The organism is Halomonas sp. DP1Y21-3 (genome assembly GCF_019801245.1).
GTDB classification, from domain to species: Bacteria; Pseudomonadota; Gammaproteobacteria; order Pseudomonadales; family Halomonadaceae; genus Halomonas; species Halomonas litopenaei.
Map to the genome: position 1 here is coordinate 973,852 of NZ_JAHVJM010000001.1, position 13,862 is coordinate 987,713.

Genomic DNA, 13,862 nt, shown 5'->3' on the forward strand with positions numbered 1-13,862 from the left:
CGCCACTGGCGGGGTCGGCTCTTTTTGGTCCGCCATGATCTCAAGTCAGGGTCTCAGCCTACCTTGAGTCCTTGCCTGGCACGCACGATGGCCGCCTCCACCGCCGCCAGGGCGCGTGGCGAATTCTTCCAGCAGCTGGTGTTGAGCATCGATGCCACCTGCTCGGCGATCTCCCGGGACTCGAACGTCGCCAGACGCTCGAAGGAGTCGATGCCAAGCTGCTCAAAACGGCTGACGACGGTCGGCCCTACCCCGTGAAGCGCCAGCAATGCTGCTCTCTCTTCGTTGCTGAAGGCCATCCAGCCCCCCCTGTCATAACATCGCTCTTGATTCGTGCCTGCCCCTCGCCTAAGGCAACCGTCTGCGTCGCCTCAGCCTGATCGGATACGACACAGAGATGACGGTATGACTACAAAATTCAGTTTCTTCTATTAAAGCTTTTTGCGGCACAGTGAAGCTGTCAGCACAGCCGCTCCTTCAGGCCAATCGCCGATTCGGCCGCAGATAAGACAACAGAGCGAACAACGACCATACCAACGACTACAACAACAATAGACGCGCACAGCATGACGCACTCGGGCCTTTCCCCCCTGGCGTTCCCTGGCACTGCCGGGCTCGCCGCCCTGCCACGCCTTCGCCGCCGAACACGGCGTGCCCTGCTGTACCTGGCCGAGCTGTGTGGCCGTGTCGACCTTCAACGTCGCTGGCTGAATGCCAACGACCTGCCGCTGGTCGACATCGACCCAAGGCGCATCGCGCGCTGCGTCACGCGCTCTGGCTTGAGCCGTGAGTTGATCAGTGAAGGCGACTGGGACATCAGCCATGTTGCACCACTTTGCCAGGCACGCCTGAACGAGACCGCTGCAGTCGAGGACATCTTCGCCCACGACAGGCACTTCCGCGAGACCGCCCAGTACGCCCAGATGCATCAAGCGGTGGCTCGCTATCGTTCCGGCGAGTGCACCGACCCGGCACAGCAAGGCGCCTACTGGTGTCGCAGCGAGGAGGATATCGCTCGCTACTTCGAGACGCTGTCTCGTGCCTACCACGGCATTCGCCGACACGGCTACAAGACCCAGCAAGAACTGGCTCGCCAACACCCCGACGACAGTCGCCACCCCGATGACGAAATGCAGGTATTGATTACCCGGGATGGCGAGGTCGTGCTCGGCTACGGCGGTTCACACCGCCTGGCCATCGTGCAATTGCTGGGACTAGCTTCCGTTCCGGTGCGCGTGGTGGCGATCCATCCCCGGTGGCTCGATCGCTTCCAACAGCGAAAGCACAGCCTGCGATCCTGCCTGCATCATGCAAGCCGCGCTGCAGCCGACATCTCGAGTACCGCGCTCAGGAGGGACAACCGGAGTCGCTGATCGCCCCGATGAACACTGGCCCGGTCAGCTAGCGTCGCGAAAACCGCCCAGCACCAGCGAGTTAGGGCCGAAGAACACCAGTCGGTCATGGTCGATCAGGTAGCGATAGGCGTTGTCGAGCATCTCGCGGACCTGCTGGGCCCCCTGGGGATTGGCACAGGCCATGCGGGTGGCGGTCAGTTCGCTGAAGTCGATACGCTGGCTGTCACCGAAGCTCACCGTGCCGGTGAAGCGATTGCAGCCGTCGCTACCGCTGACACTGCCATCGGAAGCCACCTCGAAGTACGGCTTCTGCGGCATCGACAGGCGATCGCTGGTGCCCACCAGCAACAGGTTCCAGCGCTTGCCGACCAGCGGGCTCGAGACGCTGCCCGGGGCCGCCGTGTCGCCCCCACCCACCGTGGGCCCAGGCTGGCTGGAGCAGGCACTGAGCGCCAGGGTGAAAAGAGCGAAAGCGGCGGTGCGGCGAAGTCGTGACGGAACCATGCTATCTTCCTTGCAGCTGAGTCATCTGGATAAAGCCTAATATGCCAGAATTGCCTGCGTGGTCCGACCGTTTCGGTGATTCTGGTGTTGCGACCGAAGGCACCATGCCGACGTCATCGCGATCATGCTGCGAAGCCACGGATAACTCGGCGCGACTGTTTTCTGCCCAACGCCAGAAGTGAAAGGCTCTCGAGTCAAAAAAGCCCCTAGTGAAAAGGAAGTCACCATGCTCAACGCCCTCGACAACGACGACCTGGGAAAGCTGATCCTGCGCCTGGCCCTTGGCGTGATGATCCTGCTGCACGGCGTCAGCAAGCTGATCAATCCCGGCAGCCTGTCCTGGATCGGTGAAACCCTGGCCTCCCATGGCCTGCCCACGGTGCTGGCCTATGGCGTTCTGCTGGGCGAAGTCGTCGCACCTGTCATGGCAATCCTCGGCTGGAACACTCGCATCGCCGGTCTGCTGATCGCCGGCAACATGGTGGTGGCCATCTATCTGGCGCATATGGGTGAGCTGTTCAGCCTGACCAGCAGCGGCGGCTGGGCGCTGGAGCTGCAGGGCATGTTCCTGTTCGGCGCCCTGGCGATGATGTTCCTGGGCAGCGGCCGCACCGCGATCAAGCCCGACTAGGGACCGTTCACCTCCTCTCGCGCCATGCCGGGCAGTTCCCGGCATGGCGTCGGCCGCAGCCCTCACCCAACTCCTGCACCGTTATCTCCTGCCTTGGCGCTGCGACCTCCTCAGCGCAAGTTGCACTCGACATGACCATTTCGACGAAAGTCGTACTTCTGCTTGATGTCCGTCATTCGGACGTCGCTTCGTCTATGCGTAAATGAGCACAACACCTTCGGATTCTCTCTGCGGAGAGGTGATCACTCGATCTTCCCCAAAGGAGCTCGCTTATGCTCGCATTCAAACCGCTTCCCGCCCTGGTCTCGGTGACCCTGGGGCTGGCGCTCTGGTTCGTAATCCCCGTACCTGACGGCGTCAACCCCGAGGCCTGGCACCTGCTGGCGATCTTCGTCGCCACCATCGCCGCCATCATCGGCAAGACCATGCGCATCGGCGCCCTGGCGATCATTGCCATCACCGTGGTCGCGCTGACCGGCGTCACCAACCCTGAAAGCTCCAAGGGCGCGGTCTCCGACGCCCTCTCGGGCTTTTCCAACCCGCTGATCTGGCTGATCGGCCTGGCCATCATGATCTCCCGCGGGCTGTCGAAGACGGGGCTGGGCAACCGCATCGGCTACGCCTTTATCGCCGCCTTCGGCAAACGCACCCTCGGCATCGGCTACGCCCTGTCCCTGGCGGAGCTGACCATCGCCCCGATCACCCCCAGCAACACCGCCCGGGGTGGCGGCATCATGCACCCGATCATGCGCTCCATCGCCGACAGCTTCGGCTCCTCCCCCGAGTCCGGCACCAGCAAGAAGATCGGCGAGTACCTGGCGCTGGTGAACTATCACGCCAACCCCATCACCTCGGCCATGTTCATCACCGCAACGGCCCCCAACCCGCTTATCGTCGACCTGATCGCCAAGGCTACCGACTCCGCCATCTCGATCACCTGGACCCAGTGGGCGCTGGCCGCGCTATTGCCCGGCCTGGTCGCCATCGCCTTGATGCCGGCGGTGCTGTACGTGCTGTATCCGCCGGAGCTCAAGCGCACCCCGGACGCCACCTCCTTCGCCCGCGAGCAGCTCACCGCCATGGGCGCGCTCGACCGCGCCGAAAAGATCATGATCGGCGTGTTCGGCCTGCTGTTGATCCTGTGGGCCGGTATCCCGGCGATGCTGTTCGGCCCCGAGTTCAAGGTGAACTCCACCGCGGTGGCGCTGCTGGGACTGTCCATCCTGCTGGTCACCAATGTGCTGACCTGGGATGACATTCTCGGCGAGAAGTCCGCCTGGGACACCATCGTGTGGTTCGCCGCTCTGGTAATGATGGCAAGCTTCCTGGGCAAGCTCGGACTGATCGGCTGGTTCTCCGGGGTCATCGAGGAGGGCATCAGCAGCTTCAACATGGGCTGGTTCGGCATGGCCCTGGCGCTGACCGGCGTCTACTTCTACGCGCACTACTTCTTCGCCAGCACCACCGCCCATATCACCGCCATGTACGCCGCCTTCCTGGCCGCCGGTATCGCCCTCGGCATCCCTACCCTGTACATCGCCCTGCTGCTGGCCGGCGCCTCCTCACTGATGATGTCGCTGACCCACTACGCCACCGGCACCGCCCCGATCATCTTCGGCTCCGGCTATGTGGAACTCGGCACCTGGTGGAAGGCCGGACTGGTGATGAGCCTGGTCAACCTGACCGTCTGGGTCGGTGTCGGTAGCCTATGGTGGAAGGTGCTGGGGTACTGGTAAGACGCCCGGAAGGCGGGTCCGCTCTTGATCAGAGCAGGAGCCTGGTCAACCTGACCGTCGGGGTCGGTGTCGCAGACTCTCTACGGTGGAAGGTGCTGGGGTACTGGTAAGACGCCCGGAAGGCGGGTCCGCTCTTGATCAGGGTAGGAGCCTGGTCAATCTGACCGTCTGGGTCGGTGTCGCAGACTCTCTACGGTGGAAGGTGCTGGGGTACTGGTAAGCACCGTAATACGACAGCCTTTCGGGCCTCCTCACATTCAGCCAAGCGCCACCGCAATCGCGGTGGCGCTGTCGTCTGCGGGCCTCACCGGCTTGCCGGGCCACGGCAGGCGGCGCAGAATCGGACAGGACAGGACGTCATTTCGCTGCTTCCAAGAGGCCCCTCATGGATTTTCTATCTCCCGCGCTGTGGTGGCTGCTGGCCGGACTCGCGGCTCTGCTGGTCGAGCTGCTGACCGGCTCCTACGTGCTGCTGGCCCTGGCGGCGGCGCTCGCCCTCACCGCCCTGGCCGCCTGGCTGGGCGCCACTTTCACCCTGCAACTGATCGTCCTGGCGCTCGCCTGCGCCGTGCTGGTGCCGCTGGCGATTCGACAGCTCAGACGACGCGGCCGAGGCGCGAAAAAAGGCTTCGGCGTGGCTGGCAGCGGTGGAGGCCGCGGTCAACGCTTCGTGCTGGTCAGCCGCGACTTCGATGACGCACCCTGCATCAAGCTCGACGGTGATCTCTACCGTGCCAGTCTGGCGGACGAAGCAGGGAGTGGTCCTGCCCTTCGTCCGGGGGACGAGGTAACGCTGGTCCGCTTCGAGGGCACCCAGGCGGTGGTCCGTCCCGCCGGCGAAGGTTCTTGATCCCGGTCATGCGCTCGTTCGGGCAGCGGCCGCCAGACGCTATCGCCACTCGCCCGCCCATTGCCTAAGCTGGCTTTCGGCGGCGGGATGCCGTCGGTCGCCCTGGGCGACACTCTCGATACCAAGGAGGTACCTGCATGTTGCCGTATGCCATAAATCCGGGGCTATTGATTGCCCTGGTGGTGGTCGTCATCGCCGTGATCATGGTGATCAAGGGACTGGTGATCGTTCAGGAGTCCGAGGTGATGGTGATCGAGCGCCTCGGCGCCTACCACCGCACGCTGCAGAAGGGCATCAACTTCATCGTTCCGTTCTTCGACAAGCCAAGACCGATCAAGATGGTGCGCTACCTGCGCAAGGGCCAGGAATTCACCCCGGTGCTGAGTCAGGAGACCCGCATCGACCTGCGCGAGTCGGTCATGGACTTCCCGTCCCAGCCGGTGGTCACCACCGACAACGTGACGGTTCGCATCGATGGCGCCATCTACTTTCAGATCATCGATCCGGCCAACGCCGTCTACAAGATCGAGAACATGAGTCAGGCGGTGGAGGTACTGGCCAAGACGACGCTGCGCTCGGTGGTCGGCCAGATGGAGCTGGACAAGATCTTCGAGTCCCGCGCCGAGGTCAACGCCAAGATCAAGGAACAGATGGAGGAACCTGCTTCCAAGTGGGGGGTGGCGATCAATCGCATCGAGGTGCAGGACATCGAGATGCCGACGGAGGTCAAGGAGGCCATGCACCTGCAGATGTCCGCCGAACGTCGCCGTCGAGCCACCGTCACCGAGGCCGAGGGCGAAAAGGCCGCGGCCATCGCCAAGGCCCAGGGCCAGAAGGAGTCAGCGATCCTCAACGCCCAGGGCGACAAGGAATCCGCCATTCTGCGTGCCCAGGGCGAAAGTCGCTCCATCGAGCTGGTACTGGGTGCCATGGGCGAAGGCGAGAAGAGCACCAGGGCGGTCATCGGCTATCTGCTCGGCCAGTCCTATATCTCGATGCTGCCGGAGATGGCCAAGCAGGGAGAGCGTGTGTTCGTGCCCTACGAGAGTTCGGCCCTCCTCGGCGCCATGGGCGCCTTTCGCGATCTCAGCGCCGGTGACGAGGCGCTGGGCGACATTGCCCGCCGCGCGGCCGCCGCTGGCGGCCTGACGGGTGCTGCCAGCGCCCAGGGCTAGGCGCAGGTACGAGGGCGTGTAGCGGCTCAGGCAACCACCCTACAGCCCTTGTGGCAGTCGCCCTGGTACAAGCTCAGCCACAACTGAAAACGCCCGAACCGTGAGGTTCGGGCGTATTCGTCCTGCCAGCGGCTGGCGCCATCGATGGCGGTCAGGCCGCCATGCTGTCGCCCAGGCGTTCGCGGATCTTCTTCATGGCGTTCTTCTCGAGCTGACGAATGCGCTCGGCGGACACGCCATAGACGTCGGCCAGTTCATGCAGGGTCGCCTTGTTTTCGGCGAGCCAGCGCTGGCTCAGGATATCCCGAGAGCGCTCGTCGAGCTCGGCCAGCGCGCCCTGGAGGCGGCGGGTAGCGTCCTGCTCCCAGTCGCTGTCCTCGAGCTGGGTCGCCGGGTCCTGGCTGGCGTCGTCCAGATAGTGAACCGGTGCCTGATAGGCCGAATCCTCGTCCTCGGACGGTGAGGCATCGAAGCCTGCATCGTGGGAGGCCAGACGACCTTCCATCTCGCGCACCACCTCGGGCTTGACGTCCAGATCCTTGGCGATGGCGTCGACCTCATCGCTGTTCAACCAGGCCAGGCGCTTCTTGGCGCCGCGCAGGTTGAAGAACAGCTTGCGCTGGGCCTTGGTGGTGGCGATCTTGACGATACGCCAGTTGCGCAGCACGAACTCGTGGATCTCGGCCTTGATCCAGTGCACCGCGAAAGACACCAGGCGTACGCCCTGGGTCGGGTCGAAACGCTTGACGGCCTTCATCAGGCCGACGTTGCCTTCCTGAATCAGGTCAGCCTGGGGAAGTCCATAGCCGGAATAGCTGCGTGCGATGTGCACGACAAAACGCAGATGGGACATGACCAGACGGCGGGCGGCTTCCAGATCGCCTTCCTGCTGAAGGCGATGGGCCAGGTCCTGCTCTTCATCCACCGTCAGCAGCGGAATGCGATTGACGGCCTGAATATAGCCGTTGAGGTCGTGCCCCGGTGAAAGATGACCCACCGGCAGAAGACTGTTGCTCATGTGCAGGTTGTCTCCTCGAAGACCAACAAGATTTCGGATGCACCTTGGAGGATAAAAATAGGAAGAAGTTCCCCTTTGGTCGTAGACATCCGACGAAACCGTACAAGAAACGGGTGATTACCTGTTGCCGCTAGCGTGGCTTGATGCCCGCCAGATGGCGGCTGACGGCGATCCAGGCTCCCAACCAGCCCAATAGTGTACTACAAGTCAGCAATGTTGTAGAGCCGACGAGGCCCAGGGTCGGTAGCTGATAGTGCGCGCCGTAGCTGGCCGCCAGCGATGCCACCGGCGCCGCCAGCCAGTCGCTGCCCAGGGTCAGAAGCCCCCACGCCAGCAGTCCGCCGCCCAGGCCATACCAGGCGCCGCTGTACAGGAAGGGTCGGCGTACAAAGGCATGGGTGGCGCCGATCAGGGTCACCACCTCGATCTCCTTGCGCCGGTTCTCCACCGCCAGGCGGATGGTGTTGCCCACCACCAGCAGCACGCCCAGACCAAACAGCACTCCCAGTGCCAGGGTCAGGCGACGACCCAGCTCAGCCAGTTGCCGCAGACGCTCGATCCAGGCCAGGTCGAGGCGCACCTCGGCCACCCCGGACATCGCCGACAGCCGCTCGGACAACGCCGCCATGGCCTCCGGTGACGGCGTCGTCGGCGAGATCACCACCGCGGCGGGCAGCGGATTCTCGTCGAGCCGCGCCAGGGCATCGTCGAGCCCCAGGGATTGCTGGAATTCCGCCATGCCCTGCTCGGCGGTGATCAATTCGGTGGCGGCGACCTCCGACTGAGCCTCCAGCGCTTCCAGGATGCGCCCGGTCTCGGACTCGCTCACCCCCTTGTCGAGGTAGGCCGTCAGGGTGGCGCTGGCGTCCAACTCGGCGTCCACCAGCTTGGCGCTGTCCAGTGACAGCCACAGGGCGCTGGGCAGCACCAGGGCGATGGCGATGGCGAGCATGGTCAAGAGGCTACCCACCGGCTGGCGCACCAGCCGGCGCAGGCTGTCCACACACATGGCGCGATGGTGGCGCAGCCAGGCTTGCCACTGCCCCTGTGCACGCACCGTCTGCTGACGCGCACCGCGAGGTGACGTCGAGGCCTCCTGGCGGCCGCCCGTACGTGCGGCGGCCGAGGCGCCCCTGGGCGTCGCCGCGCCCTTGCGCGAATGGCGAGCGCTCATGCGGCCTCCTCGTCGGCCACCAGGCGCCCCTCGCTCAGGCGCAGGGTGCGGTGACGCAGCCTGGCGATCAACGCCAGATCGTGACTGGCGATCATCACCGTGGTGCCGATGCGATGAAAGTCCTCGAACAGCCCCATGATATCGGCGGACAACTGAGGGTCGAGGTTACCGGTAGGCTCATCGGCCAGCAGCAGGGCGGGCTTGTTGACCACCGCCCGGGCGATACCCACGCGCTGCTGCTCGCCGCCGGAAAGCTCGATGGGAAGCGCCTTTTCGCGGTGCAACAGGCCGACCTTGTCGAGTGCGGCGCGGACCCGCCGCGCGATATCCCGCGGCGCCAGGCCGCGGATCTCCAGCGGCAACGCCACGTTGTGATAGATCGAGCGGTCGAACAGCAGCTGGTGGTCCTGGAAGACCACCCCGATCTGACGCCGGTAGAACGGCAACTGGCTGGGATGCAGCTTGTCGATATCGTGACCGGCGACCATCACCCGTCCGCGACTGGGTCGCTCCAGGCGCATGATCAGCCGCAGCAGCGAACTCTTGCCGGCACCGGAATGGCCGGTGAGAAACACCATCTCGCCCCGCGAGACGCGAAAATCGATATTGGAGAGCGCCTCGAAGCGCCCTCCATAGCGCTTGCCGACGTGCTCGAAGGCGATCATTCGTCGGCGTCACTCGGGCGACGATCGAACAGGGCGTCGACGAAGTCCTCGGCCTTGAACGGCCGCAGGTCATCCAGACTCTCACCCACCCCGATAAAGCGGATCGGCGTCTTCAGCTGCTTGGCCAGGGCGAAGATCACGCCCCCCTTGGCGGTACCGTCGAGCTTGGTCAGGGTGATCCCGCTGACCGGAACCGCCTCGTTGAAGGTGGCCGCCTGGGACAAGGCGTTCTGGCCGGTACCGGCGTCGAGCACCAGCATCACCTCGTGAGGCGCCTGCGCATCGAGCTTGCCCATCACCCGATGGACCTTCTTGAGCTCTTCCATCAGGTGACTCTTGTTGTGCAGGCGACCAGCGGTATCGGCGATCAAGACGTCGACGCCACGGGCACGGGCCGCCGCCACGGCGTCATAGATCACCGAGGCGCTGTCGGCGCCGGTGTGCTGAGCCACCACCGGCACGCTGTTGCGCTCGCCCCACACCTTGAGCTGCTCTACCGCGGCCGCGCGGAAGGTGTCCCCCGCCGCCAGCATCACGCTCTTGCCCTCGCGCTGGAAGCGCTGGGTCAGCTTGCCGATGGTGGTGGTCTTGCCGACGCCGTTGACGCCCACCACCAGGATGACGAAGGGCCCACCGTCGGCGGTCTCGAGGCTCAAGGGCTGGCTGACCTCGCCGAGCATGGCGGCCAGCTCCTGCTGCAGCGCACGATACAGCGCCTCGGGGTCCTTCAGCTCCTTGCGCGAGACTCGATCGGTCAGCGCCTCGATGATTTCGCTGGTGGCCTCGATACCGACGTCGGCCATCAGCAGCTGGGTCTCGATGTCCTCGATCAGCTCGTCATCGATCTGCTTGGCACCCATGAACAGGTCGGCCAGGCCGTCGCTCAGGTTGGCCCGAGTCTTGCCAAGGCCCTCGCGCATGCGCGCAAACCAGCCCTTCTTCTCGCCACCCTTGCCACCCTGCACCGGCGCTCTGGGCTTTTCCTGCAGGGCCGGGCCGGTGGGACGGCTGGGCTCGATCACCTCGGCGTGCTCGCGCTGGCCGCTGCCAGCGTCGGCGGCGGGCGGACTTGCAGGCTCGGGCACCTCCGCCTCGGCCAACTTGTGCGCCGAGGCCGGCGATTCATCTTCGGCGGGCTCGCCAGCCGGCTGGGGGCTGGCAGACGGCGCCTGGTCGGCTTGCGACTCGCCGGACTTCTGCTCGACAGACTTCTGCTCGACAGGCTTTTGCTCTTGCTCGTCGGGCTCTTGCTTGTCGGGCTCAGGTTCAACGGGCGCCTGCTCGGCAGGGGTGGACGGCTCGGCAGGCCCCGGCGCTGCCGGCTCAACAGGCTCCGGCACCACCGCCTCGGCGGTCTCGGTCGGCTCGGGGCCAGGTTCCCGGCCCTGCTGGGGTGGCTCGGCATCCGACGGTGAGCGTTGCGACAGCTCGTCGCCGAGGGGCTGTTCAGCCTCCCTGTCAGCCGCACCTTCCGCCTCATCTGCAGACGACTGATCGACGACTTCCTGGTCCTTGGCGGGTTCTTCGCCCGTGTGCTTCTTCTTGCGCTTGAAAATACCGAACATGGATGACCTGACGCCTCAGCCGGTGAACGAACCGCCACATCCTACCACCCTGCCCGCTCGCTGTGGACACAGGGCAGCCCCGAGGCGGCAACGCGACGCTGCCCACAGCCTGCCACAGAAGCGATGGCGAAGGCATGACGACACCCGGCCATGGGGGTAGAATCGCCGCCCATGAGTCGACAACGTCCTTCAAGAAACCGTCCGCGCGGCGGCGCCGGAAAACCCCGCTCGGGCAAGAGTCCCGCGAGCGGTCGGCCGCCTGGCAAGCTGCGTATCATCGGTGGCGAACACCGCCGCCGTCAGCTGCCGGTGCTCGACAAGCCCGGCCTGCGCCCGACCCCGGACCGGGTGCGCGAGACCCTGTTCAACTGGCTTGGGGTCGAGCTTTACCGCGTCCGCGTGCTCGATCTGTTTGCCGGCACCGGTGCCCTGGGCCTGGAGGCGCTGTCGCGTGGCGCCAGCGAGGCCCTATTCGTCGAGCGCGATGCCCAGGTGGCCCAGGCGATCAGCGACAACCTGGCGACGCTGGCGATCGATCGCGCCCAGGTGCGCCGCACCGACGCCGCCGCGCTGCTGAAAGACGATACCGCCAGCCCCTTCGACCTGGTGTTTCTCGACCCGCCCTTTCGCCAGGGCCTCGCCGAGCCATGCTGCCAGGCCCTGGAAGCCGGCTGGCTGGCGGATGAGGCCTGGATCTACGTGGAGGTCGAAAGCGGTCTGGTTCCCGCCGTGCCCCACACCTGGCAGCTACACCGAGAGGTCCGCGCCGGAGACAGCATGGGGCGTCTGTATCGACGCAGCGAAAGCGACGCCGACTCGCTCAAGGACGCTGCGCCTGAGAGCTGAGCCGGCAGTACCCCAAGCACGCGACCGTCGTAATTCCTGAGCCGAATCAGCAAAGCAGCCCCGTCGCCGCCCGGCGACGCTTGTTCGCCGGCGGCGGCGGCGTTACGCTCGTTCCATCGGGGCGCGCGTCGCGCCTTCACCCCACGTCATGTCAGGAGACGAGGATGAGCACGGAACTCTTCAACCAACTCGAAAAGAAGGTCTCCAGCGCCCTTGAGGCCCTGGAATTGCTGAAACTGGAAGCCGAGGAGTTGCGCGAGGAAAACGCTCGCCTGAAGCAGGATCGCGAAGAGTGGGAACGTCGCCTGACCGCCATCCTGGGCCAGCTCGATGAGGTGGAAGGCGAAACGGGCAATACCGAACAGGCGCCCGCCCATAGCCTCTGACCTGCCTTGTGTGCCGGCAGTGTCGACTCGAACGGCCGACTCGAACGGCTGATACGAACGATCGACACGAATGAAAAGGGCTCCCCATGGGGAGCCCTTTTGCATTGCGCGTACGATGAATGCACGGAAGCCGTGCGCTTCAGGCTGTTTCAGTCAAGCGCCAGCGACATCAGCAAGGCATCGACACGCTCGCCGCCATCGGCCAGCGGCGGATAGTAGCCGCGACGCACACCATCCTCGGCGAAGCCGGCGGCTCGGTAGCAGGCGATCGCCGCGCCGTTGTCGGCACGCACCTCCAGCAGCAGTCGCTCCGAGCCCCACTGGCGCGCTACCGCAATCAGGCTTGTCAGCAGCCGTGCGGCAAGCCCTTGGCGGCGAGCTTGCGGGGCCACCAGGATCGCTTCCAGCTCGGCCTCGAAGGGCTGGCGTGCCAGCAAGGCGTAGGCGTGAATAGCCCTCTGCCCCGTCATGCCCGCATCAAGGCCGCCTTCAACGCCGACATCACCCGCCGGACCCAGCCGATCGATCCCCAGCAGCAGGCGCTGGTCATCTTCCAGTGCCTGAGCCAGTGCCTGAGGGCTGGACAACGGCGCTGACGGCATCGCTTCCAGTCGCAAGAGGGCGTCAAGATCGGCGGCGCCGAGGACACGGACAGGACCGTAGACACCGCTATGCGGACAGCTCTGCTGGCCCGCTGTCGCCTCAGGCGCCATCGCTGTCGTCTCTTGCACCATCGCCTCCAGCACCATCACCTTTCGCGCCGTCACCCCACTGCGCCTGCCAATCGCCGATCTGCGCCCACAGCCTGCGCTTGGCCTCGGCACCGACGCCGTCACCGGCGAGCAGTTCATCGAGCCCCGGGCCCTGCCACAATGGCAGCGCCAGGGTCTGGCTGCGCGGAGGCTGCGCGCTGTTGTCGGTGGCGTCAGACGGGGCCAGTGCTTGCATCAGCGCCTCCTGGCGGCCGAATACCAGTACCCGCTCCGGAGCCCAGCCACGACGTGCCCGACCGGCCACAAAGGCCTTCAGCCCCTGACGCGCCTCGTCCAACGGCCGCCTGACCGGCAAGCCTTCTTCCAGTGGCCAGGCAAGGGAGTCGAATACCGGTCGCTGCGACGGCCTGACCCCGGCGGCGGTCAGGATATTGAGCAGAAGCCGCTGGTGCAGGGGCCCCAGCGGTTCGTCACGGGCGACCAGCAAAAGCCAGCGACCGTCGAGACAGGCCACCTGACAGCCGAAGCGCAGCGGCTCGGCGCCTTCCTCCGCCTCATCCTCTGCCGGCATGGCCGTGGGGGCCGTCGCCGCACCGTCGTCTGCATCGGGCACGATATCACCGAGCAGCGCCCTGGCCTTGCGCGGACCAGCCGGCGCCTGGGGTGCAGGAGCCTGGACGGCAGAGGACGAATCAGCGACAGCGGCCTGCTCGGTCGCCCCGGGGGAAGTGTCGCCGCCGGCCGAAGCGGGCATGTCATCGAGCAGCGCATGCAGGCCCTTGGCACCGGGCTGGGGCCGCTCCTCTGGTACCGGCTCGGGCCAGTCGCAGGCTTCGGTCTCGCGGGCGTTGGGCAGCTGGTAGCGGGCCACCCAGGCGGTCAGCCCCATGGCATCCAGATAGGCGAGCCGTGTCGGCTCCGGCGTCACGAGCGTGAGCCGCCCATGCAGTTGGGCGAGTCCGGACGCGGTGCGCTGCGGCTATCCCATTCACCGGGGGTGTAAAGGTGCAGCGCCAGGGCGTGGACCGGGCCGGACAGTTCATCGGCCAGCAGCGAGTAGATCTGCTGGTGGCGCTTGACCGGCATCAGCCCGGAAAAGCGCTCGGAGACCAGGGTCACCTTGAAGTGGGTTTCCGAGTTCGGCGGCACGCTGTGCATGTGGCTCTCGTTCTCGACCACCAGTTCGGTGGGCTCCAGGGCCTTTAGCTTGTGTTCGATGGTCGCCTGAATACTCATGATGGGTA

The 13,862-nt window shown here is 65.4% G+C and carries 16 protein-coding genes; 7 read left to right on the top strand and 9 right to left on the bottom strand.

What is annotated here, in order from left to right:
* Positions 1-53: 53 nt before the first annotated feature.
* Positions 54-299: a helix-hairpin-helix domain-containing protein gene (locus tag KUV74_RS04215; protein ID WP_222515695.1), complete on the bottom strand. Its 246-nt coding sequence runs from the start codon at positions 297-299 to the stop codon at positions 54-56.
* 267 nt (positions 300-566) lie between these two features.
* On the opposite strand from KUV74_RS04215, the gene KUV74_RS04220 reads away from it, so the two are divergent.
* A complete protein-coding gene (locus tag KUV74_RS04220) occupies positions 567-1,373 on the top strand; it encodes a hypothetical protein (RefSeq protein ID WP_222515696.1) in 807 nt (268 codons plus the stop codon).
* A 24-nt stretch (positions 1,374-1,397) separates the two neighbouring features.
* On the opposite strand, the gene KUV74_RS04225 is transcribed toward KUV74_RS04220, so the two are convergent.
* Positions 1,398-1,859, bottom strand: coding sequence for an META domain-containing protein (locus KUV74_RS04225; RefSeq protein ID WP_124804938.1), 462 nt, complete (start codon positions 1,857-1,859; stop codon positions 1,398-1,400).
* Positions 1,860-2,085: 226 nt separating this feature from the next.
* Between KUV74_RS04225 and KUV74_RS04230 the strand changes: the two genes are divergently transcribed.
* From KUV74_RS04230 to KUV74_RS04245, 4 genes are all read left to right on the top strand, one after another.
* Positions 2,086-2,490: a DoxX family protein gene (locus tag KUV74_RS04230; RefSeq protein ID WP_045991298.1), complete on the top strand. Its 405-nt coding sequence runs from the start codon at positions 2,086-2,088 to the stop codon at positions 2,488-2,490.
* A 272-nt stretch (positions 2,491-2,762) separates the two neighbouring features.
* Positions 2,763-4,226, top strand: coding sequence for a DASS family sodium-coupled anion symporter (locus tag KUV74_RS04235; RefSeq protein WP_222515697.1), 1,464 nt, complete (start codon positions 2,763-2,765; stop codon positions 4,224-4,226).
* A 385-nt stretch (positions 4,227-4,611) separates the two neighbouring features.
* Positions 4,612-5,076 (top strand): NfeD family protein, encoded by a 465-nt coding sequence (locus KUV74_RS04240; protein ID WP_108131216.1) that lies wholly within the window; start codon positions 4,612-4,614, stop codon positions 5,074-5,076.
* Positions 5,077-5,213: 137 nt separating this feature from the next.
* Positions 5,214-6,251 (top strand): SPFH domain-containing protein, encoded by a 1,038-nt coding sequence (locus KUV74_RS04245; protein WP_045991301.1) that lies wholly within the window; start codon positions 5,214-5,216, stop codon positions 6,249-6,251.
* A 151-nt stretch (positions 6,252-6,402) separates the two neighbouring features.
* Here KUV74_RS04245 and rpoH read toward each other — a convergent pair whose 3' ends face one another.
* The 4 genes from rpoH to ftsY all read right to left on the bottom strand — a co-directional run bounded on the left by rpoH (position 6,403) and on the right by ftsY (position 10,673).
* On the bottom strand, positions 6,403-7,269 hold the full coding sequence (gene rpoH / locus KUV74_RS04250) for an RNA polymerase sigma factor RpoH (RefSeq protein WP_045991302.1): 867 nt from the start codon (positions 7,267-7,269) through the stop codon (positions 6,403-6,405).
* A gap of 130 nt (positions 7,270-7,399) precedes the next feature.
* Positions 7,400-8,443: a permease-like cell division protein FtsX gene (ftsX, locus tag KUV74_RS04255; protein ID WP_045991303.1), complete on the bottom strand. Its 1,044-nt coding sequence runs from the start codon at positions 8,441-8,443 to the stop codon at positions 7,400-7,402.
* On the bottom strand, positions 8,440-9,108 hold the full coding sequence (gene ftsE / locus KUV74_RS04260; RefSeq protein ID WP_045991304.1) for a cell division ATP-binding protein FtsE: 669 nt from the start codon (positions 9,106-9,108) through the stop codon (positions 8,440-8,442). Before ftsE ends, ftsX begins: the two co-directional genes overlap by 4 nt.
* Positions 9,105-10,673, bottom strand: a complete 1,569-nt coding sequence (gene ftsY / locus KUV74_RS04265; protein WP_222515698.1) for a signal recognition particle-docking protein FtsY — start codon at positions 10,671-10,673, stop codon at positions 9,105-9,107. The genes ftsE and ftsY overlap by 4 nt, the downstream gene beginning before the upstream one ends.
* Positions 10,674-10,844: 171 nt before the next feature.
* On the opposite strand from ftsY, the gene rsmD reads away from it, so the two are divergent.
* Positions 10,845-11,519, top strand: coding sequence for a 16S rRNA (guanine(966)-N(2))-methyltransferase RsmD (gene rsmD, locus KUV74_RS04270; RefSeq protein ID WP_222515699.1), 675 nt, complete (start codon positions 10,845-10,847; stop codon positions 11,517-11,519).
* 164 nt (positions 11,520-11,683) lie between these two features.
* On the top strand, positions 11,684-11,905 hold the full coding sequence (gene zapB, locus KUV74_RS04275; protein WP_045991307.1) for a cell division protein ZapB: 222 nt from the start codon (positions 11,684-11,686) through the stop codon (positions 11,903-11,905).
* 149 nt (positions 11,906-12,054) lie between these two features.
* On the opposite strand, the gene KUV74_RS04280 is transcribed toward zapB, so the two are convergent.
* From KUV74_RS04280 to KUV74_RS04290, 3 genes are read right to left on the bottom strand one after another with little or no spacing between them, the layout of a single operon-like run.
* Entirely contained in the window at positions 12,055-12,636 is a 582-nt protein-coding gene (locus KUV74_RS04280) for a GNAT family N-acetyltransferase (protein WP_253028930.1), read from the bottom strand.
* Entirely contained in the window at positions 12,608-13,546 is a 939-nt protein-coding gene (locus tag KUV74_RS04285; protein WP_222515700.1) for a hypothetical protein, read from the bottom strand. Before KUV74_RS04285 ends, KUV74_RS04280 begins: the two co-directional genes overlap by 29 nt.
* On the bottom strand, positions 13,543-13,854 hold the full coding sequence (locus tag KUV74_RS04290) for a BolA family protein (protein WP_045991309.1): 312 nt from the start codon (positions 13,852-13,854) through the stop codon (positions 13,543-13,545). Before KUV74_RS04290 ends, KUV74_RS04285 begins: the two co-directional genes overlap by 4 nt.
* Positions 13,855-13,862: the final 8 nt, after the last annotated feature.